This is a genomic window from Kitasatospora sp. NPDC058406, assembly GCF_042722765.1.
Taxonomy (GTDB): Bacteria; Actinomycetota; Actinomycetes; order Streptomycetales; family Streptomycetaceae; genus Kitasatospora.
The window spans coordinates 1-21,492 of sequence record NZ_JBHXKE010000121.1; the positions used below are offsets into that span (position 1 = coordinate 1).

Annotated in this window: 17 protein-coding genes, 1 tRNA gene and 1 pseudogene; 4 read left to right on the forward strand and 15 right to left on the reverse strand. The window is 74.3% G+C overall.

Translation table 11 applies throughout. The features are described from left to right. The 6 genes and pseudogenes from ACFWOG_RS23180 to ACFWOG_RS23205 all read right to left on the reverse strand — a co-directional run. Positions 1–1,268 (reverse strand): annotated as a pseudogene (locus ACFWOG_RS23180) (hypothetical protein); the annotation flags it as partial. Between the two features lie 93 nt (positions 1,269–1,361). Beyond that, a complete protein-coding gene (locus ACFWOG_RS23185) occupies positions 1,362–2,363 on the reverse strand; it encodes an SMI1/KNR4 family protein (protein WP_380360706.1) in 1,002 nt (333 codons plus the stop codon). Between the two features lie 134 nt (positions 2,364–2,497). Next, positions 2,498–3,610 (reverse strand): DegT/DnrJ/EryC1/StrS family aminotransferase, encoded by a 1,113-nt coding sequence (locus ACFWOG_RS23190; RefSeq protein ID WP_380360708.1) that lies wholly within the window; start codon positions 3,608–3,610, stop codon positions 2,498–2,500. Between the two features lie 183 nt (positions 3,611–3,793). Then, a complete protein-coding gene (locus ACFWOG_RS23195) occupies positions 3,794–4,924 on the reverse strand; it encodes a DegT/DnrJ/EryC1/StrS family aminotransferase (RefSeq protein ID WP_380360710.1) in 1,131 nt (376 codons plus the stop codon). A gap of 134 nt (positions 4,925–5,058) precedes the next feature. Then, positions 5,059–6,039, reverse strand: coding sequence for an NAD-dependent epimerase/dehydratase family protein (locus tag ACFWOG_RS23200; RefSeq protein WP_329880016.1), 981 nt, complete (start codon positions 6,037–6,039; stop codon positions 5,059–5,061). Then, positions 6,036–7,286 carry a Gfo/Idh/MocA family protein gene (locus tag ACFWOG_RS23205; protein ID WP_380360712.1) on the reverse strand — a complete coding sequence of 417 codons (1,251 nt, stop codon included), beginning with the start codon at positions 7,284–7,286 and terminating at the stop codon, positions 6,036–6,038. Before ACFWOG_RS23205 ends, ACFWOG_RS23200 begins: the two co-directional genes overlap by 4 nt. Before the next feature lie 393 nt (positions 7,287–7,679). Here ACFWOG_RS23205 and ACFWOG_RS23210 point away from each other — a divergent pair, with 393 nt between their 5' ends. Both ACFWOG_RS23210 and ACFWOG_RS23215 read left to right on the forward strand, forming a co-directional pair. Continuing rightward, positions 7,680–8,144: a YwqJ-related putative deaminase gene (locus ACFWOG_RS23210; protein ID WP_380360714.1), complete on the forward strand. Its 465-nt coding sequence runs from the start codon at positions 7,680–7,682 to the stop codon at positions 8,142–8,144. Between the two features lie 68 nt (positions 8,145–8,212). Continuing rightward, complete coding sequence (locus ACFWOG_RS23215) at positions 8,213–8,764, forward strand: SUKH-3 domain-containing protein (protein WP_380360729.1); 552 nt, start codon at positions 8,213–8,215, stop codon at positions 8,762–8,764. Between the two features lie 121 nt (positions 8,765–8,885). Here the strand turns inward: ACFWOG_RS23215 and ACFWOG_RS23220 are convergent, their stop codons facing one another. Continuing rightward, positions 8,886–10,148, reverse strand: coding sequence for a sensor histidine kinase (locus ACFWOG_RS23220; RefSeq protein ID WP_380360716.1), 1,263 nt, complete (start codon positions 10,146–10,148; stop codon positions 8,886–8,888). 263 nt (positions 10,149–10,411) lie between these two features. Between ACFWOG_RS23220 and ppc the strand changes: the two genes are divergently transcribed. Next, positions 10,412–13,225 carry a phosphoenolpyruvate carboxylase gene (ppc, locus tag ACFWOG_RS23225; RefSeq protein ID WP_380360718.1) on the forward strand — a complete coding sequence of 938 codons (2,814 nt, stop codon included), beginning with the start codon at positions 10,412–10,414 and terminating at the stop codon, positions 13,223–13,225. A 115-nt stretch (positions 13,226–13,340) separates the two neighbouring features. Here ppc and ACFWOG_RS23230 read toward each other — a convergent pair whose 3' ends face one another. From ACFWOG_RS23230 to ACFWOG_RS23265, 8 genes are all read right to left on the reverse strand, one after another. Then, positions 13,341–14,300 (reverse strand): hypothetical protein, encoded by a 960-nt coding sequence (locus ACFWOG_RS23230; RefSeq protein WP_329947829.1) that lies wholly within the window; start codon positions 14,298–14,300, stop codon positions 13,341–13,343. Beyond that, positions 14,290–14,811, reverse strand: coding sequence for a SigE family RNA polymerase sigma factor (locus ACFWOG_RS23235; RefSeq protein WP_380360720.1), 522 nt, complete (start codon positions 14,809–14,811; stop codon positions 14,290–14,292). Before ACFWOG_RS23235 ends, ACFWOG_RS23230 begins: the two co-directional genes overlap by 11 nt. 99 nt (positions 14,812–14,910) lie before the next feature. Continuing rightward, the gene (locus ACFWOG_RS23240; RefSeq protein ID WP_329947830.1) at positions 14,911–15,183 is read right to left on the reverse strand and encodes a hypothetical protein; all 273 of its coding nucleotides are present in this window, start codon (positions 15,181–15,183) and stop codon (positions 14,911–14,913) included. Positions 15,184–15,565: 382 nt separating this feature from the next. Further along, positions 15,566–16,147 (reverse strand): aminoacyl-tRNA hydrolase, encoded by a 582-nt coding sequence (gene pth, locus ACFWOG_RS23245; protein WP_329947831.1) that lies wholly within the window; start codon positions 16,145–16,147, stop codon positions 15,566–15,568. A 148-nt stretch (positions 16,148–16,295) separates the two neighbouring features. Continuing rightward, positions 16,296–16,880 carry a 50S ribosomal protein L25/general stress protein Ctc gene (locus ACFWOG_RS23250; protein WP_329947832.1) on the reverse strand — a complete coding sequence of 195 codons (585 nt, stop codon included), beginning with the start codon at positions 16,878–16,880 and terminating at the stop codon, positions 16,296–16,298. A 307-nt stretch (positions 16,881–17,187) separates the two neighbouring features. Continuing rightward, on the reverse strand, positions 17,188–18,165 hold the full coding sequence (locus ACFWOG_RS23255) for a ribose-phosphate diphosphokinase (protein WP_329879137.1): 978 nt from the start codon (positions 18,163–18,165) through the stop codon (positions 17,188–17,190). 205 nt (positions 18,166–18,370) lie between these two features. Then, a complete protein-coding gene (gene glmU / locus ACFWOG_RS23260; protein WP_329947833.1) occupies positions 18,371–19,849 on the reverse strand; it encodes a bifunctional UDP-N-acetylglucosamine diphosphorylase/glucosamine-1-phosphate N-acetyltransferase GlmU in 1,479 nt (492 codons plus the stop codon). A gap of 138 nt (positions 19,850–19,987) precedes the next feature. Beyond that, positions 19,988–20,061, reverse strand: a tRNA-Gln gene (locus ACFWOG_RS23265). A 307-nt stretch (positions 20,062–20,368) separates the two neighbouring features. Between ACFWOG_RS23265 and ACFWOG_RS23270 the strand changes: the two genes are divergently transcribed. Further along, on the forward strand, positions 20,369–21,409 hold the full coding sequence (locus ACFWOG_RS23270; RefSeq protein WP_380360724.1) for an acyl-CoA desaturase: 1,041 nt from the start codon (positions 20,369–20,371) through the stop codon (positions 21,407–21,409). The last annotated feature ends 83 nt before the right edge of the window (positions 21,410–21,492 follow it).

Here is a 21,492-nt window from a genome sequence, read left to right on the forward strand (position 1 = left end):
GGCGCAGGGGCACCGGGTGCGCCGGAAGCGCCCGGGCCGCCGCGCAGCCCCGCGGGCGGGGGCGGCGGCGGGGCCGAGGCCGGGTTGCGGCCGCGGGCGCCCTGCGGCCCGTCGGCGGCGGGGCCGACGGGCGGCGGTACGGGAGCGCCGGGCCCGGGCGCACCCGGCAGACCGGCCAGACCCGGGACACCGTCGGGCGAGGCCAGCATCGTCGGGGCGTGCTCGACGGTGGGGCCGGCCCCCGGAGCGGAGTACGGAGGCACCGGGGCACCGGGGGCGCCCGGCGCGGGCGCGCCGGGCAGGCCGCCCAGACCCGGGAGGCCCCCGGGCGGGGCGAGCACCGTCGGCGCCGGCTCCACGGCCGGACCGGACGGCGGCACCGCGGCGCCGGGCCCGGGCGCACCCGGCAGACCGCCCAGACCGGGGAGACCTCCGGGCGGGGCGAGCACCGTCGGCGCCGGCTCCACGGCCGGACCGGACGGCGGCACCACCACCTGCAGGCCGCCCTCGGGCAGCAGCACGGTGGCCGCCTCCGAACCGGCGCTGGGCGCGCCGGGCAGGCCCGCGCCGTTGGTGCGCAGCCCCTCGGGCAGCAGCACGGTGGCCGCCTCGGCCCCCGCGGCGGACACCGGCGCGTCGGCCGGGTCGTCGAACACGGGCGGCGGGGCGAGCATGGTCGGGGCGTCCCCGGCGGGCCGCTCGGAGACCGGCGGCGTGGTCAGGACGGCGGGCGCCGGCCCGTGCTCGGCGCCCACCGGAGCCGACGGCGCGGGCAGCACCGGCGGCACGACGGGCACGACGGGCTCGGCGGGCGCGGCGGGCGGCACCGGCTCGGCGGGCGTACCCAGCCGCTCCGCCTCGGCGACGAGCGCCGCCGCACCGGCCTCCTGCAGCCACTGCGGCGGGCTGAGCAGGAAGGACGTCGCCTCGACCGGCCCCGGCGTCGGCCGGGCCGCCCCGGCCGGGTTGGCCGCGACCGGCCGGCCGTAGGCCTCCTCGTACTGCCGGACCACCTCGTTGACCGGCAGCGCGGGCCAGAGCGTGCTGGCGCCGGAGTCCCGGGCGATCACCAGCCGTGCCTCGCCCTCGGATCCGGTCGCACCGGCCCCGGACCGGCCCGCGGAGTCCGCGCCCCCACCGGGCTGGACCGCCCAGCAGACGAAGCCCAGGTCGAACTCCCGGACCCGCACCTCGCGCTGCCGCTCCTGCGGCACCCCGCCGTTGATCCACTCCTCGGCGAGCTCCTGCGCCTGCGCGTACGTCACCACGCCCGGTTCACCCCTGTCCCCTTCGTCCCCGCTTGTTCCGCACCTTCGACCACCGGTACCGGGGCCGGCCCCGGCCGCGCCACCGCCGCCACGTCAGCCCACCGGGACGGCGCGCGCGAACCCGCCGTCCACCATGAGCTCGGCGACCGTCTCCAGCTCCGGCGGGCTCCCGGCCAGCCGGAGCAGGAAGGCGTCGAAGTCTTCGCCGCAGGGCAGCAGCAGCCGGCCGGTCCGGTCCTCCGGCGACTCGGCGGCGCCGTTGTCGCGGGCGTCGTCGTAGAGGCAGAACCAGACCGAGCCGGTCCGCTCGCCGCGCACCTTGAGCGCCACGATGCCACCCTGCGCGTAGGCGATGCCCAGGTAGTCCTTGGTGAGGTGGTCACGCAGGCACTTGTTGGCGTAGACGACGTCCTCGGTGCCGTACTCCTCGCTGAGCGTCAGGAACGGCTGGTCGAGCAGCAGCCCCAGCTCCGGGTCGAGCGCCACCCCGACCGGGGCGTGGCCGCCGCCGAGCTTGAGGAAGGTCCGGTAGGCGCCGGGCAGCCGGTAGCCGAGGCGCTCCTCGGCGCGCTGCACCAGGTCCTCGGTGACGCCGATCGGGTCGCCGCCGTCCTTGGCGAGCGAGAAGTGCACCGGCCGCTTCTCCTGGAGCGGCCGGGTGCCGCGCCGGAAGTGGTCGGCGGAGGAGGTGGCCAGGCCGCCGTGGTGCCGCAGCAGGGCCTTGACCTCGACCGGGACCAGTTCCATCCGGCGCCAGCCGGGGGCCGCCCGGCCGACCGCGTGGTGCCAGGTCCAGCCGGGCGGAGTGGCGACGGCGGTCTCCAGGTCGGCCCAGAGCGGGTGGCCCTGGGTGAACAGCGCGGCGTTGGCCGACACGTAGTCGGTCAGCCTCAGCTCGTCGACGCCGAAGCCGACGGGCGGGTCGGCGACCTCGGCCGCCGCGGCGGCGTACGGGCCGAAGTCCGGGTAGCCGTACTCGTCCACCTGGACCCCGGCGGGGTGCCGCTCCGCGCGGACCGGGTCCGGGAACTGCACCACCTGACCTGCGTACGCCGCGTTCGGTGCGGCGGCGACGCCGGGCCGACCTGTCGTCATCTGGGAGCCCCCACTGGCTGCTGCAAATTCTCGGTGCGCTTGTTGGACACCAGGGTAGGGGGTGCGTCCCGGCCGCGGTCCCCCGCCCGGGGAGACCGGGACGGGACCAGGACAGGACGGGGGCCGGACCGGGTTCAGGCCGCCAGTGCCTTGGCCAGCGCCTCCACCACGCGTTCCTGCTGCGCCTCGCCGATCTGCGGGTAGAGCGGCAGCGTCAGCAGTTCACGCGCGGCCCGCTCGGCGACCGGGAACGCCCCCTCGCCGTGGCCGAGGTGTCGGAACGCGGGCTGGAGGTGGACCGGGACGGGGTAGTGGACGCCGGCGCCGATGCCGGCCGCGTTCAGGACGCCGAGCAGCGCGTCACGGTCCCGGCCGGCGCCGACCCGCACCGCGTACAGGTGCCAGACGTGCTCGTTGCCGGGGGCGGTACGCGGCGGGGTGATCCCGTCCAGGCCGGCCAGCAGCCGGTCGTACCGCTCGGCTGCGGCCCGGCGGGCCTCGTTCCAGGCGGGCAGCCGGCGCAGTTTGGCCCGGAGCACGACGGCCTGCAGCGCGTCCATCCGGGAGTTGAAGCCGAAGCGCTCGTGCACGTACTTGCGCGCGGAGCCGTGGTCGCCGATCAGCCGGACCGCGGCGGCCAGTCCGTCGTCATCGGTGACGACGCCGCCCGCGTCGCCGTACGCGCCCAGGTTCTTGCCGGGGTAGAAGCTGGTCGCGGAGATCCGGCCGTGGAACGCCCGGCCGTGCTGCCGGGCGCCCTGGGACTGCGCGGCGTCCTCCACGACCGGCCGGTCTCCGGCCAGGTCGAGCAGCGGCGCCATCGGGGCGAGCTGGCCGTTGAGGTGGACGGGCAGCAGCGCGACCGCGTCCGGCAGGACGTCGGCGACCCGCGCCGGGTCGATCAGCAGGTGGTCGGGGTCGGCGTCGACCAGGACCGGGCGCAGTCCGGCCCGCTGGACGGCCTCGGCGGTGGCCACGAACGTGTTGGCGGGCAGCACCACACCGCCGCCGGGCGGGAGGTCGAGGGCGCGCAGGGCCAGTTCGAGGGCGTCGGTGCCGTTGGCGGCGCCGACGCAGTGCCGGGTACCGGAGAAGGCGGCGTACTCCTCCTCGAAGCCGGTCACCTCGGGGCCCTTGACGTAGCCGCCGCCGGCGAGCACCCGGTCGAAGCCGGCCCGGACCTCGGCTTCGACCTCGGCGTGCGCGGCCCTGAGGTCGACGAGCGGTACGGGCTGGTCGGTGGTCATCGTGGTCTCCCCTGGGCCGGTCGGACATGGGAACGGTCGGAACGCGGGAACGGGCCTGGACACGGGAACGGGCCTGGCCGGAGCGGGCGGCGTCGGGAGGGCGCCGTCGGGCGGGCGCCGTGGAACCGGCCCGGTGGAACGGCGGGCGGGCGTCCGGGCCCACGAGCCGCTCGCCCGGCCCGCTCAGCCGAGCGCGGTCCGCAGGGCCCCGACCACCCGGTCCTGCTGCTCCTCGGTCAGCGCGTGGTAGAGCGGCAGGATCAGCGAGCGCCGGGTGAGCAGTTCGGTGGCGGGCAGCGGCACCCGGGCGGTGCCCTCGTACGGGGCCTCCAGGTGGGCCGCCATGATGCCGCGCCGGGCGGAGACGCCGGCCTCGGCGAGCCGGGCGAGCAGCTCGGCACGGTCGGGGGCGCCGTCCGGCGGCAGCACCCAGCAGGACTGGTAGTTGGTGGTGCCGTGCGGCGGGTCGTCGACCAGCCGGAGTCCGGTCCCGGCCAGCAGCTCCCGGTAGCGCCCGGCGAGTTCGCGCCGCCGCGCGACCATGGCCGGCAGCTTGCGCAGCTGCACCAGGCCGACGGCGGCCTGGATGTCGGTCATCCGGTAGTTGAAGCCGATCTCGTCGTAGGTCTCCAGCAGGTTCGCCCCGCCGGCCGCCGCGTGCCGGTCGGCGGCGGAGACGCTCATCCCGTGCTCGCGCAGCCGCCGCAGCCGGGCGGCCAGTTCGCCGTCCCGGCAGGTGACCATGCCGCCCTCGCCGGTGGTGAGCAGCTTGCGTGGGTGGAACGAGTACGCGGCGATCGCGGCCGTGCTGCCGACGGGCCGGTCCCGGTACACCGAGCCGGCCCCGCAGGCGGCGTCCTCGACCACGGTGATGCCGCGCGGTCCGGCGACGGCCCGGACGGCGTCCAGGTCGACCGGGACGCCGCCCTGGTCGACCACGACCACCGCCCTGGTCCGCGGGGTGAGCAACGGTTCGACGGTGGCGGCGGTGAGGTTGCCGGTGGCCGGGTCGACGTCGGCGAAGACCGGCACCGCACCGACGTAGGTGACGGCGTTGGCGGTGGCGACGAAGGAGAGCGACGGAACGACCACCTCGTCCCCCGGCCCGACGCCGGCGCCGGTCAGCGCCAGGTGGAGGGCGGTGGTGCAGGACGAGACCGCGACGGCGTGCTCGACCCCGAGGTGCTCCGCGAAGGCCCGCTCGAACTCGGCGACCCGGGGGCCCTGGGCCACCCAGCCGGAGCGGACGGCCTCGGCGGCGGCCTCGGCCTCCTCCTCGCCGAGCCAGGGGATCATGACGGGGATGGTGGACACAGGTGTACTCCGAACTGCCGTGCGGTCACGGCGGGGAGGAGCCCGCAGGAGCGGTGGAGCGGCCCCGGCGGCGGGCCCCGGCGGGCGGCGGACGGGCCGCGGCGAAGCGGCCCGGTGACGCGGCGGCCCGGTGGCTACTGCTCGCGCCACCAGGCGACCAGCCGGCGCAGGCCCTCGTCGAGGCCCAGCTCGGGCTTCCACCCGAGGTCGCGTTCGGCGGCGGCGATGTCCGCGAGCCGCCGGACCACGCCGCCGGCGGTGTCCCGCGCCGGGCCGTGCTCGACGCCCAGGTCGGTCCGGTCCATCGCGGCGAGCAGCGCGTCGGCGAGGCCGCGCAGCGAGACCTCACCGGCGCTGGCGATGTTGTAGACCCGGTCGGTGACGGGCGCGGCGGCGGCCAGCAGGTTGGCCCGGGCGATGTCCTCGGTGTAGACGAAGTCCATGGTCTGCGCGCCGTCACCGAAGATCAGCGGCTGCTGTCCGGCGACGATCCGCTCCATCCAGCGGATGAACACCTCGGTGTACCGGCCGTGCACGTCCATCCGGGGGCCGTACACGTTGAAGTAGCGCAGCGCCACGTAGTCCAGGCCGTACATGGCGTGGAAGGAACGGAGCAGGCCCTCGTTGAAGACCTTGGCGGCCCCGTACAGCGTGTCGTTGTTGTAGGGGTGCTGGGTCTCGGGCGTCGGGAAGACGTCGGCGAGGCCGTAGACGGAGGCGGTGGAGGAGGCGACCACCTTGCCGACGCCCACCTCGGCGGCGGCCTCGACCACGTCGAAGGTGCCGTCCACCATGACCTCCAGGGCCAGCCTGGGTTCGGTGGCGCACTGGGTGATCCGGATCGCGGCCAGGTGGAAGAGCAGGTCGGTGCCGGGGCGGAGCAGCTCGCGCAGCAGGGCGCGGTCGCGGATGTCGCCGTCCACCACCCGCAGCCGGCCGGGCGCGGCCGCCTCCCGGGCGTACGCGAGGTTGGCCTTCCGGCCGCGGACGAAGTTGTCGAGCACCACGACCTCGCGGGCACCCGCCTCGATCAGCTGGTCGACCACGGTGGAGCCGATGGTGCCGGCTCCACCGGTGACCAGGCAGCGGGAGCCCTCGATCTCTACAGCGTTCACCGCGTGGCGGCCCTTTCCTGAGCTTCGGACAGTACGTCGTCTTGGGGCAGTGCGCCGTCTTGGGGCAGTGCGCCGTCTTCGGGCAGTGCGCCGTCTTCGGGCAGTGCGCCGTCTTCGGGCAGTGCGCCGTCGAGGCCGGCGCCCACCGGGACGGTGGCACCGCCGAGTTCGAGACTGAGCGAGGCCGCCTCCAGCAGCTGGAGCACCCGCAGGCCGGACCGGCCGTCGGTGAGCGGGTCCCGGCCCTCGGTGATGGCGGCGGCGAACTCGGCCATCACGTTGCGCAGCGCCTCCTGCTCGACCAGCGCGGGGGCGACCATCGAGCCGACCCGGTAGGAGATCTGCGTCTGGTGCCGGATCGCGTCGGTCAGCTCGTCGGGCGGGGTGAGGTCGACGCCGCGGTCGTGCACCGCGAGTCGGGCCTGCGGGTTGAGGTCGTCCCAGACCAGGGTGCGCCGCGACCCGCCGATCAGCGTGGTGCGGACCTTGGTCGGCGAGAGCCAGTTGACGTGGCAGTGGGCGAGCGCGCCGTTGCTCAGCCGGACGGTCAGGTACGCGACGCAGGCCCGTCCGGCACCGATCGGGTCGGCGCCCTGGGCGGAGACGCCGACCGGTTCGACGCCCGGCGGCAGGACGAAGTCGAGGATGGACAGGTCGTGCGGGGCGAGGTCCCAGAGCACGTCGACGTCCGGCTGGACGAGCCCGAGGTTGATCCGCACCGAGTCGAAGAACTGGACGTCGCCGATCTCCCCGCCGTGCACGAGTTCGCGGATCCGGCGCACCACGGGGGTGTAGCAGAAGGTGTGGTCGCACATCAGCACCAGCCCGCGTTCCTCGGCGAGCGCCACCAGTTCGGCGGCCTCCGCGGCGGAGGTGGTGATGGGCTTCTCCACCAGGACGTGCTTGCCCGCCTCCAGCGCGGCCCGGACCAGCCGGTAGTGGGCGGCGGCCGGAGTGGCCACCGCCACCGCGGCGACCCGTTCGTCGGCCAGCACCTCCTCGAACGAGGCGGTGGACCGGACGGTGCTGTACTCGCCCAGCACCCGGCGGGACTTCGCCTCGTCCAGGTCGCAGAGCCAGTGCAGTCTCAGTGCCGGCGTCTGCTGTGCGTTGCGGACGAGGTTCGGTCCCCAGTAGCCGGCCCCGACCACCGCGATCCCGATCCGGTTCACCGGCACGGTCTCCGGCGGCGCGCCCGGTGTGGGCACGTGTTCGCCGGGCGCCTCGCTGGCGGATTCCGCCGTCATCGCAGGACCCCCCTTGCTCGGCGCCGCGACTCCCCCGCCCCGGCGCCCTCAACGATCATGGCAGGCAAAGGAGTTGCCAGTACCCCACGGGGTTCCCCACCGGCCGAACGACCCCTCGGCTCGCTGCTGGAACGCTACCGGCCGCCACCACCGCCCGGGGGTGGATTCGGGAAACCCGGGGACGAGTCGTGACGATGCCGTGCGGATCCGGCCAACGTCGCGTGTCCGTCCGCCCGGGCGCGGGGCCCTGCCGGAGGGTCGACGGGCCGGCCCGGCCCGGCGCCGCACCCCGGTTGTGCGGTTGTCAGTGCCATTTGACAGGCTTGCTCCGGGCCGGCCCCGCCAGCCCCACTGGTACCGACAGCACCGGGGAGCGAGAGGGAGGACGACGCCATGACCACCGGGGAACCGGCCGGCACGCCGCCGCTGCGCCATCACCGCGACAGCCTGCTGCCCGCCGTCGCCGCCGCCCTGTCGCTGAAGGGCGGCGAGGTGCACACCCTGGCGGGCGACAAGTCCGCCCGCCGGCCCGTGCTGCACCCGCTGGTCGGCGACTTCCTGGACGCGCTGCCGCCGGAGCACCGGGAGCGGTTCACCGGACGCTGCCCGGAGGCGGTCCTGCTGTCCCAGTACCTGGTGGCGGTGGACGGCAGGCGCTCCAAGCGCGCCTCCCGGAAGCCGATGAGCCTGCCCGAGGCCCGCAAGGCGCTCAAGGGCGCGCGGCTGACGACCGTACGGATCCGGGAGGAGCACGACCCGGCGCACGGTACCCACGCCCCGCCGTGCCGCTCCTGCTCGCCGCTGCTGGAGCACTTCACCGTGCAGAGCGTCGCCGTCGGCCCGGCCGCCGGCCGCTGACCGGCCACCGCCCGGTCCCCGACCGCGCACCCGCACCGTCCCCCGTCCCCGACCCGCCGGAGCCCGTCCTGAATCCGCCCAGTCCGCCCCCGCCCCCGCCCCCGCCGTCCACCCTCACCGGACCGCCCCCGCGGACGCGTCCGCGCTTCCCCGCCGACGTCGCCGCCGAGCTCAAGACGGCCGGCTGGCACCCCGGCCGCTGGCAGATCCGGCAGGCCGAGGAGTGGGCCGACGCCCTGGTCGGGTACGGCAGCCCGGCCGGCGTCCAGCACTCGGTGTTCCCGGCAGCGGTGGAGGCCTGGGCCGAGTTCGGCGGCCTCGCCTTCGACCTGGCCGGCCCCGGACGGCAGCTGGCCCGGACCCCGTTCCTGGTCGACCCCCTGTGCGGGCTGCACCAGCCGCGCACCCTGGCCGACCTCGGCCGCGCCCTGGACACCCGGCTCGCCCCGCTCGGCGAGGAGGCGTACGGACAGGCGCTGCTGGCGGTGGACGAGGAGGGCCGGGTCTACAGCCTGGACCACACCGGCGAGTGGTTCCTCGGTCACGGCGTCGACCAGGCGATCACCGCGCTGGTACTCGGCACCGCCCCCGAGCGGCTGCGCGCGCCCGACGAGCCGTAGACCGGGGCCGGTCCCGGCCGCCTCCCCGGACCGCAACCCACCGCGCCCCACCGCGCCCGGTACCCGACCGCACCGGCGCCCGGCCGGGACCGGCAGCGGGAGGGCGGACGGGCGTCGGGGCTCAGACCAGCCGGTCGGTCCGGACCGTCAGCCGCGACGGCAGCACCGCCTCCACCCGGAACCCGCCGTCCCGCTCCGGTCCCGACGAGAAGGTGCCGCCCAGCGCGACCACCCGCTCCCGCATCCCGACCAGCCCGTTGCCGCCGCTGGGCAGCGCGGCCGCGGCCCGCTCGCCCCCCGGGCAGGCGTTCACCACGCTGACCCGCACCCCGTTCGGCGCGTACGCGAGCAGCACCGAGACCTGCGCCCCGCCGGCGTGCTTGTGCGCGTTGGTCAGCCCCTCCTGGACCACCCGGTACGCGGTCTGCTCGGCCTCGGCGGTGAACTCCTGCCGGCCGCCGCTGACCGTGAGGGTGACGGCCATCCCGGCCGCGCGCGACTGGTCGACCAGCCGGGGCAGCGCGGCCAGCGAGTCGGGCTCGATCGCCGCCTCGTCGGACATCCGCAGCACCCCGAGGATCTCGCGCAGCTCGTTGAGCGCCTGCCGGCCGACCTCGCCCATCAGCTTGGCGCTCTGCGCCGCCCGGTCCGGGTCCTTGGCCACGATCCGCTCCAGGGCCCCGGCGTGCACCACCATCAGCGACACGCGGTGCGCCACCACGTCGTGCATCTCGCGGGCGATCCGGGTCCGTTCCTCCAGCCGGGCCCGGCGGGCCCGCTCCCGGGCCTGTTCGGCCAGCAGGTCCAGCTCGGTCTCCAGGCCGTGCGCGCGGTCCTTGAGCGACTCGATCAGCCGCCGGCGCGCCCCGACATAGAGGCCGGTCACCACCGGGGCCACGGTCAGGCCGACGGACACCAGCAGCGCCAGCACCAGCTGGCCCCAGAACGGCGGCTGCTCGACGTCGCCGGGGGTCAGCATCGACAGCAGGATCACCCCGGCGACCTCGGCGTAGGCGAGCGCGGAGAGCGCCACCACCCGCCGTCGGCGCGAGGGCCACTCCCACGTCTCGGCCAGCGTGTACAGCGCCACCATCAGCAGCACCATGCCGGGGATCCCGGGCATCACCATCAGGGCGACCAGCACCGGTACGGCCGGCCAGCGGCGGCGCAGCACCAGGGTGGCGCCGGCCAGCGCGCCGAACAGCGCGACCCCGAACATCGTCGCGGTTCCCAGGTGGAACCGGGCGCCCAGGAAGGCGACCGAACTGGCCGCACACTCCAGCGCCGCGAGGGCGGCCAGCCCGGCGTCCAGGAGGGCGCTGCGCCGACGCCGCCACCACAAGAACGACCGGTCCCGCGCGCGCTCCCCAGGCGACTTGCTCATGGCTCACAGACTACGGCGCATCACCGCCCCTTCCCCACCCGGTTCCGCCCCGACACCTCGACCGCGCCCCAAGTGGTCCAGACCACATACGGGCCCGGGGCATCCGTGTCCGCCATCCGGCCACCTCGCGGACAGCGACCCTCCCGACACCTATGCTGGTCGCGTCGGACAGCGCGGTCCGCACGCGTCACACCCGCCACACGCGGGCGGACCTGTGACGATGAGCCGTTGCCGAACACCCCACCACCCCGAGGGAGCCAGCCGTGACCGCTCCGGTCCCCACCCCGGCGGACAGCCAAACCGCAGTCGGCGCAGCCGGCCCGGTCGCCGACAACTCAGCCCTGCGCGCGGACATCCGCCGCCTCGGCGACCTGCTCGGCGAGACTCTGGTCCGCCAGGAGGGCCCCCAGCTGCTGGGCCTGGTCGAACAGGTCCGTCTGCTGAGCCGCACCAACGGCGAGGCCACCGCCGAACTGCTCTCCGACATCGACCTGGAGACCGCCGCCAAGCTGGTGCGCGCCTTCTCCACCTACTTCCACCTCGCCAACGTCACCGAGCAGGTGCACCGCGGCCGCGAGCTGGCCACCCGGCGCGCCCGCGAGGGCTCGCTGCTGGAGCAGACCGCCGACCAGCTCGCCGAGGCGGACCCCAAGCACCTCCAGAACACCCTGGCCCACCTCGCGGTCCGCCCGGTCTTCACCGCGCACCCCACCGAGGCGGCCCGCCGCAGCGTCCTCAACAAGCTCCGCCGGATCGGCGAACTGCTCGACCGGATCCACCGCGAGGAGATCGCCGCCGGCCTCTCGCACGCCGACCCGGCGCGCACCTCGTCGGCCCGGCGCCAGGCCGACCGCCGCCTCGCCGAGGTCATCGACCTGCTCTGGCAGACCGACGAGCTGCGGATCGCCCGCCCCGAGCCCACCGACGAGGCCCGCAACGCCGTCTACTACCTGGACGAGCTGTACCGCGAAGCCGTGCCCGCGGTCCTGGAGGAGCTGCACGAGGAGCTGGCCCGGGTCGGCCTCGCCCTCCCCGACGGCGTCCGTCCGCTGACCTTCGGCAGCTGGATCGGCGGCGACCGCGACGGCAACCCCAACGTCACCCCGCAGGTCACCTGGGACGTCCTCAACCTCCAGCACGAGTACGGCATCAAGGACGCCCTCGCCGCCGTCGACGACCTGCGCAACTCGCTCTCCACCTCCGAGCGGCTGGCCGGCGCCTCGGTCGAGCTGCTCGCCTCGCTCAACGCCGATCTGCAGCTGCTCCCCGAGCTGAGCCCGCGCTACAAGCGGATGAACGCCGAGGAGCCGTACCGCCTCAAGGCCACCTGTGTCCGGCTCAAGCTGGAGAACACCCGCGAGCGGCTCGCCAACGGCACCCCGCACGTCAAGGGCCGCGACTACCTCGGCACCCGCGAGCTGATCGCCGACCTCCGGCTGATCCAGGACTCGCTGCGCGCCCACCGCGGCGAGCTGATCGCCGACGGCCGGCTCGCCCGCGCCATCCGCACCGTCGAGGCCTTCGGCCTCCAGCTCGCCACCATGGACGTCCGCGAGCACGCCGAGGCCCACCACCACGCGCTCGGCCAGCTCTTCGACCGGCTCGGCGAGGAGGCCTGGCGCTACGCCGACATGCCGCGGGAGTACCGCCAGCGGCTGCTCGCCAAGGAGCTGCGCTCGCGGCGCCCGCTCGCCCCGACGCCGGCCCCGCTGGACCCCGCCGGCGCCAAGACCCTGGGCGTCTTCACCACCATCCGCGAGGGCTTCGAGCGCTTCGGCGACGAGATCGTCGAGTCCTACATCATCTCGATGTGCCAGGGCGCCGACGACGTCTTCGCCGCCACCGTGCTCGCCCGCGAGGCCGGCCTGATCGACCTGCACGCCGGGATCGCCAAGATCGGCATCGTGCCGCTGCTGGAGACCACCGACGAGCTCCAGCAGGCCGACCGGATCCTCGACGAGATGCTCTCCGACCCCTCCTACCGGCTGCTCGTCTCGCTGCGCGGCGACGTCCAGGAGGTCATGCTCGGCTACTCCGACTCCTCCAAGTTCGGCGGCATCACCACCTCCCAGTGGGAGATCCACCGCGCCCAGCGCCGGCTGCGCGACGTCGCGCACCGGTACGGCATCCGGCTGCGGCTCTTCCACGGCCGCGGCGGCACCGTCGGCCGCGGCGGCGGCCCCTCGCACGAGGCGATCCTCGCGCAGCCCTGGGGCACCCTGGAGGGCGAGATCAAGGTCACCGAGCAGGGCGAGGTGATCTCCGACAAGTACCTGCTGCCCTCGCTGGCCCGCGAGAACCTCGAACTGACCATCTCCGCCACCCTGGCGGCCTCCGCGCTGCACACCGCCCCGCGCCAGGCCCCCGAGGAACTGGCCCGCTGGGACGCCGCCATGGACCGCGTCTCCGAGGCCGCGCACACCTCCTACCGGGCCCTGGTCGAGCAGGAGGACCTGCCGAAGTACTTCTTCGCCGCGACCCCGGTCGACCAGCTCGCCTCGCTGCACCTGGGCTCCCGTCCGTCCCGCCGCCCCGACTCGGGCGCCGGTCTGGACGGCCTGCGCGCCATCCCGTGGGTGTTCGGCTGGACCCAGTCCCGCCAGATCGTCCCCGGCTGGTACGGCGTCGGCGCCGGCCTCGCCGCCGCCCGCGAGGCCGGTCTCGGCGACGTGCTCGACGAGATGTACGGCCAGTGGCACTTCTTCCGCAACTTCCTGTCCAACGTCGCCATGACGCTGGCCAAGACCGACCTGCGGATCGCCCGCCACTACGTCGAGCAGCTGGTCCCGGCCGAGCTGCACCACGTCTTCGACCAGATCGTGGCCGAGCACGACGTGACCCTGCGCGAGGTCCTCCGGCTCACCGGGGAGAGCGAGCTGCTGGAGCGCAACCCGGTGCTCAAGCAGACCTTCACCGTCCGCGACGCCTACCTGGACCCGATCTCCTACCTCCAGGTCGCGCTGCTGCGCCGCCAGCGCGAGGAGGCCTCGACCGGCCGCAAGGAGGACCCGCTGCGGGCCCGGGCCCTGCTGCTGACCGTCAACGGCATCGCCGCCGGTCTGCGCAACACCGGCTGACCCCGGCCGGAACACCCGGAGGGCCCCGCGGCGCGTGCCGCGGGGCCCTCCGCCGTCCCCGGCCGGACGAGCGGCGCCCGGCCGGTCCGGCGACGTCCGGCCCGCCCGTTGCCGGTCAGTCCAGCGGCCGCACCTCGATCACCAGCGGCCCGTACCGGGCCAGGACGTCCGCCCGGGCGGTCGGGGCCTGCGCGGTGACGACGAGCACGCCGGTGCCGTCCTCCGAGACGTACACGTCGGAGATCGTCACGTTCCGCTCCGCCCAGTAGTCCCGGTCGTCCACCTCGATCCGCTGCGCCAGCGCGTGGAAGAACTTCCGCGATCCGGGCACGTCCACGAAGTTGATCCCCACCCCGAGGTGCGGAACGGTGTTCAGCACCACCTGGTCGAGCTCGCTCCCCGGGACCCGCATCACGTACACCTCGCCGGTCCCCAGGTCACTGCAGACGCCGAAGTAGTGCTCCGGGTAGCTCCCCGAGCCGATTCGCCTGATGTCGGCGGACACGTCGATCGGGTGGCGGTTGACCTGGCCCCCGCTCGTGCTCGACCCGGGCTTCGGCGACGCGGGCAGGGTCGGCCCCGCGGTGGTGGTCGGCGGGGTCGAGGGCGGCGTCGAGGGCGGGGTCGACGGGGCGTGCGCCTCCTCCCAGGTGGGCAGCCGCAGCGCGGCCGGGCCCCCCGCGCAGACCCCGAGCATCCCTCCCGTGTCGATGGAGCTCGACGTCGACGGCTGCGGGTGCAGGGTCTGCGACGACGTCCCTCCGGGGGTCGGCGGGGGCGGTCCCCAGCCGGTGGCCCCGGCCGCGGCCGGACCCGCCGGCCCGGCGGCCCCAGCCCCGCCGACCCCCACCTGCGTCAGCGCCCCGATGCCGACCGCCAGCACCGCCGCCCCCGCCGCCACCCGCAGCGCCAGCCCCTGCCGCGACCGGCGCCGGCCGGCGGCCCTCAGCTCCGCCAGCGGCGGGCTGCCGCCCGCCGACCGGGCCCGTGCCCCGAGCCGGACGACCAGCTCCTCCTCGAACCGGTCCGCAGCGCCGTCCGCGGCGCCCCGACCGTCCCTGTCCTCAGCCGTCATGGCCCACCATCTCCTTCGCCGGTGCCAGTTCCTGTCGAAGCGTCTTCATCGCGCGGGCCAGGTGGGTCCTGGCCGTCGGCAGTGAGCACCCGAGTTCCTCGGCCACCTGGGCCACCGACCGATCGGCGTAGTACCGCAGGACCACCGCCGTCCGCTGACGCGGCGACAGTGATCTCAGGGCCCGCTCCAGTTGCTCGTCCCGTGCGTCGACCGCGGCCACCGGGGTGTCCGGCAGTTGCGGCGTCAGCACCTCACGACGGGTCCGCCGCCAACGCGACACGTGCGTGCGGACCATCGCCTTGCGGACGTAGCCCTCGGTCGCGCCGGGGTCCCGGATCGCACCGCGCCGGGCGTACACCCGGGCCAGGGCGTCGTGCAGGAGGTCCCGTGCGTCGTGGACGTCCCCCGTGATCAGGAACGCGCCACGCAGCAGCGCCTGGTACCGCGCCGCGACGAACTCGTCGAACGGGTCACCCGTGGTGCCGTCCGGCCGCATCGATTCGCGCTTCATGCCCACAGGACGCCCCGGCCGCCGGGAACGGATGACAGCCGCGGGAAAATGCCGGAAGGGCCGGCGTCCGCACCTCGGACCCGGCCCCTCCGTTCTCCGTCACTCCGTCAGATCGCCCGCGCGCCGGCGCTTGACCCACAGGGCCGCGCCGCCCGCGGCCACGACCAGGCCGCCGCCGACGGCCAGCAGGCCCGCGTCACCGCCGACCGAGCCGCCGAGCACCGGGCCGACGAACTGCGCCGAGACCGGCTCCGGGGACACCACACCCGGATCGGGATCCGCCACCGGATCGGCGTGCGCCACACCGCCGGAGAGCAGCACGCCGGCCGCGCCCAGGGCGCCGGCGGTGCCCAGCGCACCCGCCGTGCCCACCCGCCGTCCGAGCTTCCTCAGTCGAACCACCCGGATCCGCCGAAGGCGTCGGACCGGCCGCAAACTCCGCATCGAGAACTCCCCAGAACCCGTTCGCGTACTGGCCTGACGCTATCCGATCCGCACAGCCTTCTCACACGCATTCAGGTTTGGACGACCAAGCGTTGCACGACTGTTGTGCAGCCCCCCGCCGCCCGTTCGTACGCAGCCCGCGGCACGGCGCCGGGCCGCCCCGACGGTGCCGCACGGCAGGTCGGGCCCGCCCCGCCGCACGCCGACGGCCCCGGCGCGGACCCGGCCGGACGCCGCCCGACCGGCCCCGACGAACCTGCCGGACCTGCCCCGACCGGCCCGGGCCGTGACGCGACTCACACGGCGGCGGTCAGGAGTTGTACGTCGACTGGGCCCGCTCCAGACCCTCCGAGAGCAGCGCCTCCACCGCGTCCGCCGAGCGGTCCACGAACCACTCCAGCTCCTTGCGCTCGGTGGCGGAGAAGTCCTTCAGCACGAAGTCCGCGACCTCCATCCGGCCCGGCGGGCGGCCGATCCCGCACCGCACCCGGTGGTACTCCGGACCCAGCGACTTGGTGATCGACTTCAGCCCGTTGTGGCCGTTGTCCCCGCCGCCCGACTTCAGCCGGAGCGCCGCGTAGTCGATGTCCAGCTCGTCGTGGACGGCCACCAGCGCCGAGGTCGGCGCCTTGTAGAAGTCCCGCAGCGCGGTGACCGGGCCGCCGGAGAGGTTCATGAACGACATCGGCTTGGCCAGCACCACCCGGCGCCCGCCCAGCCGCCCCTCGGCCACCTGGGCCCGGCTCTTGTGCGCCTTGAACCTGGCACCCATCCGCTGCGCCAGCAGGTCCACCACCATGAACCCGATGTTGTGCCGGTTCCTGGCGTACTGCTCCCCCGGGTTGCCCAGCCCCACCACCAGCCAGGGGCCCTCGTACACGTCCTCGCTCATCCCACCGCTCCTCGTGGTCACCTGCACCGCCATCATCCCGGACGCACCGCTGCCCCGGCCGCTCCCAGTACGGGGAGCGACCGGGGCAGCGGTCTCAAGCTGGTCGACAGGCCGGTCGAAGGGCCTGCCGGGAAGCCTGCCGAAAGGCTCAGGCCTCGGCGCCCTCGGCCTCGGCCTCGGCCTCGGCCGGGGCGGCCTGGGCGGCGATGACCTGCAGCACGACGGTGTCGCCGTCGACGGCCAGGGTCACGCCGGACGGCAGGGTGATGTCCTTGGCGTGGATGGAGGCACCGGCCTCCAGGCCCTCGACCGAGACGGTGACGGCCTCGGGCAGGTGGGTGGCCTCGGCCTCGACCGGCAGGGCCTGCAGGACGTGCTCCAGCAGGTTGCCGCCCGGGGCCAGCTCGCCCTCGGCCTGGACCGGGATCTCGACGGTGACCTTCTCGCCGCGCTTGACCAGCAGCAGGTCGACGTGCTCGATGGTGCGCTTGATGGCCTCACGCTGGACGGCCTTCGGCAGGACGAACTCGTCCTTGCCCTCGATCGGCACGACCAGCAGGGCGTTCGGGGTCTTCAGGGCCATCATCAGGTCGTGGCCGGGCAGGTTCAGGTGAACCGGCGCGAGGCCGTGGCCGTAGACGACACCGGGGACGAAGCCGGCACGGCGGGCGCGACGGGCGGCACCCTTGCCGAACTCGGAACGGGTCTCAGCGGCGATGCGGATCTCGGACACGACTGCACTCCTCGTAAAAGCTGGCGCGGGGTGCAGGCAATGCGAAAAAACCGCCGGGACCACACCCTCGTAACATTCGGGGGTCACTCGGCGGCGCAACGACTTCTGCCGGTGCCCGGAAAATCCGGCGCCGGCAGCGCGTCGATCACGGAGCGGGCACCCGGCAAGCAGGCACACGGCATCCCTCGCCGAGCAGTTTCACGAGTCTAACCGGACCGGTGGCCTCTCGCGAAATCGGCGGCGGCCCCGGCTCCCGAGGGAACCGGGGCCGCCTGCACGGGGCTCGGTCGGTGCGCACCCGCGAAGGTCAGTGCACGCCCTCGAAGAGGCTGGTGACCGAGCCCTCCTCGAACACCTCGCGGATGGCGGCCGCGATCGACGGGGCGATCGACAGCGTCGTGATCTTGTCGAGCTGGATCGAGGCCGGGGTCGGCAGCGTGTTGGTGAACACGAACTCGCTGACCCGCGAGTTCTTCAGCCGGTCGGCCGCCGGGCCGGAGAGCACACCGTGGGTGGCCGCCACCAGGACGTCCGCGGCGCCGTTCTCGAAGAGCGCGTCGGCCGCGGCGCAGATCGTGCCGGCGGTGTCGATCATGTCGTCGACGAGGACGCAGACCCGGTCCTGCACGTCACCGACCACGTCGGCCGAGAGGATGGTGTTGGCCTGCGTGATGTCACGGCGCTTGTGGATGATCGCCAGCGGCGCGTCCAGACGGTCGCACCACTGGTCGGCGACCTTCACCCGGCCGGCGTCCGGCGAGACCACGGTGAGCTTCGCCCGGTCGACCCGGCCGCCCACGTAGTCCGCCAGCAGCGGCAGCGCGAACAGGTGGTCCACCGGGCCGTCGAAGAAGCCCTGGATCTGCGCGGTGTGCAGATCCACGGCCATCAGCCGGTCGGCGCCCGCCTGGCGCAGCAGGTCGGCCACCAGGCGGGCCGAGATGGGCTCGCGGCCCAGGTGCTTCTTGTCCTGGCGGGCGTACCCGTAGAACGGCAGGATCGCGGTGATGCTCCGGGCCGAGGCCCGCTTGAGAGCATCGATCATGATCAGCTGTTCCATGATCCACTGGTTGATGGGAGCCGTGTGGCTCTGCATCACGAAGCAGTCCGCGCCTCGCGCCGACTCCAGGAAACGGACGTAGATCTCACCGTTGGCGAAGTCCAGGGCCTTGGTCGGGACGAGTTCGGTCCCCAGCGATTCGGCCACCTCCCTCGCCAGCTCGGGGTGGGCACGGCCGGAGAAGAGCTTCAGCTTCTTCTCGCCCGACGTGGTGATCCCGCTCACTGCCACCGTCTCCTCGCGTTGCTGACGCTGAACCCGTCCGCACCGCACAGGCAGGCTCGCGCCTGCCTGCGGGAGGGAGTCGGGGAATTGTCGGTACGCCTGGACACGGGCGGTAGGCCCTGCGGCGCACGCATGACCCCAAGGTTACGCGCCCGCACAGAAACCGTCCGCCCCGGGACCATCTGCCGGACCGGCACCCGACCGGTCAGGCCTCCGGCGAGCCCTCCCGGCCGGCGGCCGTGGCAGCCGCCGCGGCCTGCGCCGATGTCGTTCCGGGGCGCTTGCGCTCGACCCAGCCGGGGATGTTCCGCTGCTGTGCCCGGCCCACGCCGAGCGCGCCCGCCGGAACGTCGTTGGTGATCACCGAACCGGCCGCGGTGTAGGCGCCGTCACCGACCGTCACGGGAGCGATGAACATGTTGTCGGAACCGGTACGGCAGTGCGCCCCGATGACGGTGCGGTGCTTGTGGACCCCGTCGTAGTTCACGGTGACCGAGGCCGCGCCGACGTTGGCGCCCTCGCCGATGGTGGCGTCGCCGATGTACGAGAGGTGCGGCACCTTGGCGCCCTCGCCCAGCTCGGAGTTCTTCACCTCGACGTAGGTGCCGACCTTCGCCTTCCGGGCCAGCTTCGCGCCCGGCCGCAGGTACGCGTACGGCCCGGCGACGGCGAGGTCACCGACCTCGGCGCCGTCCGCCGTGGTGTTGGTCACACGCGCGCCGGCGCCGATCCGGGTGTCCTTGATCGTCGAGTTGGGGCCCACCTCGCAGCCCTCGCCCAGGTGCGTGCCGCCCTGCAGCTGCGTGTTGGGCAGCACCACCGCGTCCGGCTCGTACGACACCTGGACGTCGAACCACGTGGTCGCCGGGTCCACCACGGTGACGCCGGCCCGCATCGCGCGGTCCAGCAGCCGGTCGTTGAGCAGCCGGCGGGCGTGGGCCAGCTGCACCCGGTCGTTGATGCCGAGGATGTCCCGGTAGTCGGCGGCGACGACCGCGCCCACCCGGTGGCCCGCCTTGCGCAGGATCTGCAGGGTGTCGGTGAGGTACTCCTCGCCCTGCGAGTTGTCGGTGGTCACCTCGGCGAGCGCCTGCACCAGCAGCCCGGCGTCGAAGGCGAAGACCCCCGAGTTGATCTCGTCGATCGCCCGCTGGGCGTCCGAGGCGTCCTTCTCCTCGACGATCGCCGCGACCGCGCCGTCCACACCGTCCACGCCGTCGCGCAGGATCCGGCCGTAGCCGAAGGGGTCCGGCACCACGGCGGTCAGCACGGTGACGCCGTTGCCCTGCGCGTCGTGCGCGTCGGCCAGGGCGCGCAGCGTCTCCCCGGTCAGCAGCGGCGCGTCCCCGGTGGTGACGATCACCGTGCCGTCCAGCTCGATCCCGTCGGCGGCCAGCGCCTCCAGCGCCGTCCGCACTGCGTGCCCGGTGCCGTTCTGCTCCTCCTGCACGACGGCGCGGGCCTGCGGATGACGGGCCGCCAGGTGCTCCCGGACCTTCTCCCGGAGGTGGCCGATCACCACGACAAGCTGGCCCGGCGTCAGCTCCTCCGCGGCCGCCACCGCATGGCCGACCAGGGACCGTCCGCACACCTCGTGCAGCACCTTCGGCAGGCTGTTCGACTTCATCCTGGTCCCGCCACCGGCGGCAAGCACGACAACGGCGGCGGGCGAATTGGCACTCACGGGGGGAGGCTCCTCATTCGGTTCACAGAGAGGGCAGAGCAGCCCGGCCGGGACAACAGGCCGGTCGCCTTCGCACAGTCCGCCGGACAGCCCAGACAATACCGGCGGCCGGGTGACACGCGCAGTCGAGGCGCGGGGTGGCTCCGCCGCTAGGATTCGAACCCAGACAAAGGCCTCCAAAGGGCCCTGTGCTGCCATTACACCACGGCGGACAGTCGCTGAAACCCTACCCGAGTCGACCTCGCCCTGGGTATCCGCTGCACCAATCCTCCGACCCCGATCCGACGGCAGGGACGGGCGCCTCCCCGCGCGGTGATGACCAGGCAGCCGCGGTGGGCGTCACCGGTGTTCCGCGGCCGGGCGGGTGGACACGGGCCGGATCGGGACGTCAGCCATCCAGTCGGGTGAATTCACCCATGCGCCGCCCGGCGGCGTATTCCCTTGTTGGCGGGGCACAACCTACGATTCCGTAGGTTACGCGAACGTAGCCTCCCGTCCTCTCCCCCGCAAGGGACACCCATGAGCATCCAGGCAGGCGAGGCGCGCGCCGACTCCACGCGCTCCACCGCCACCCCCCACGCCGACCCCCCGCACTCCGACTCCCCGCACTCCGACTCCCCGGACGCCGACTCCCCGGACCCCGGCCCGCCGCAGCTCTCCGCCACCCGCGGCGGGGAGCGGCAGGGGGCCGCCGAGCGGATCGCACTCGGCCTCTTCATCGCCGTCCCGTTCGCCGCCCTGGTCGCCGCCGTCCCGGTGGCCTGGGGATGGGGACTCGGCTGGACCGACCTCGCGATCGCCGCGGTGATGTACTTCCTCACCTGTCACGGCATCACCGTCGGCTACCACCGCTACTTCACCCACGGCGCCTTCAAGGCCAACCGGCCGCTGCGGATCGCCCTCGCGATCGCCGGCTCGCTGGCGATCGAGGGGCCGCTGGTGCGCTGGGTGGCCGACCACCGCAAGCACCACCGGTACAGCGACAAGGACGGCGACCCGCACTCGCCCTGGCGCTACGGCGAGTCCGTCCCGGCGCTGCTCAAGGGCCTCTGGTGGGCCCACATGGGCTGGCTCTTCGACGAGGAGCAGACCTCCCAGCTCAAGTACGCCCCCGACCTCATCCGCGACCCGGCCATAAGGCGGATCTCCCGGCTGTTCTGGCTCTGGACCGCCCTCTCGATGCTCATCCCGCCGCTGGTCGGCGGGCTGGTCACGCTCTCCTGGCAGGGCGCGCTCTCCGCCTTCTTCTGGGGGTCGCTGGTCCGGGTGGCACTGCTGCACCACGTCACCTGGTCGATCAACTCGATCTGCCACGCGGTCGGCCACCGGCCGTTCCGCTCCCGCGACCGCTCCGGCAACGTCTGGTGGCTGGCCGTGCTCTCCTGCGGCGAGTCCTGGCACAACCTGCACCACGCCGACCCGACCTCGGCCCGGCACGGCGTCCTTCGTGGACAGATCGACTCCTCGGCCCGGCTGATCCGCTGGTTCGAGCTGGCCGGCTGGGCCAGGGACGTCCGCTGGCCGGACGCACAGCGGATCGCCGCCCGCCGCGCCGCATGAGGGCCCGCCTGCAGCATGATGTAGGGGTGAACGGGAGCAGCGCAGACAGCACAGGCGGCCACCGGAGCACGCGGACGGACGCG

Bases quoted from the DNA above. Each gene is read 5' to 3' on its own strand.
- ACFWOG_RS23185 (WP_380360706.1), bottom strand. From the start codon at position 2,363: ATGACGACAGGTCGGCCCGGCGTCGCCGCCGCACCGAACGCGGCGTAC.
- ACFWOG_RS23190 (WP_380360708.1), bottom strand. From the start codon at position 3,610: ATGACCACCGACCAGCCCGTACCGCTCGTCGACCTCAGGGCCGCGCAC.
- ACFWOG_RS23205 (WP_380360712.1), bottom strand. From the start codon at position 7,286: ATGACGGCGGAATCCGCCAGCGAGGCGCCCGGCGAACACGTGCCCACA.
- ACFWOG_RS23210 (WP_380360714.1), top strand. From the start codon at position 7,680: ATGACCACCGGGGAACCGGCCGGCACGCCGCCGCTGCGCCATCACCGC.
- ACFWOG_RS23220 (WP_380360716.1), bottom strand. From the start codon at position 10,148: ATGAGCAAGTCGCCTGGGGAGCGCGCGCGGGACCGGTCGTTCTTGTGG.
- ACFWOG_RS23230 (WP_329947829.1), bottom strand. From the start codon at position 14,300: ATGACGGCTGAGGACAGGGACGGTCGGGGCGCCGCGGACGGCGCTGCG.
- ACFWOG_RS23235 (WP_380360720.1), bottom strand. From the start codon at position 14,811: ATGAAGCGCGAATCGATGCGGCCGGACGGCACCACGGGTGACCCGTTC.
- pth (WP_329947831.1), bottom strand. From the start codon at position 16,147: ATGAGCGAGGACGTGTACGAGGGCCCCTGGCTGGTGGTGGGGCTGGGC.
- ACFWOG_RS23270 (WP_380360724.1), top strand. From the start codon at position 20,369: ATGAGCATCCAGGCAGGCGAGGCGCGCGCCGACTCCACGCGCTCCACC.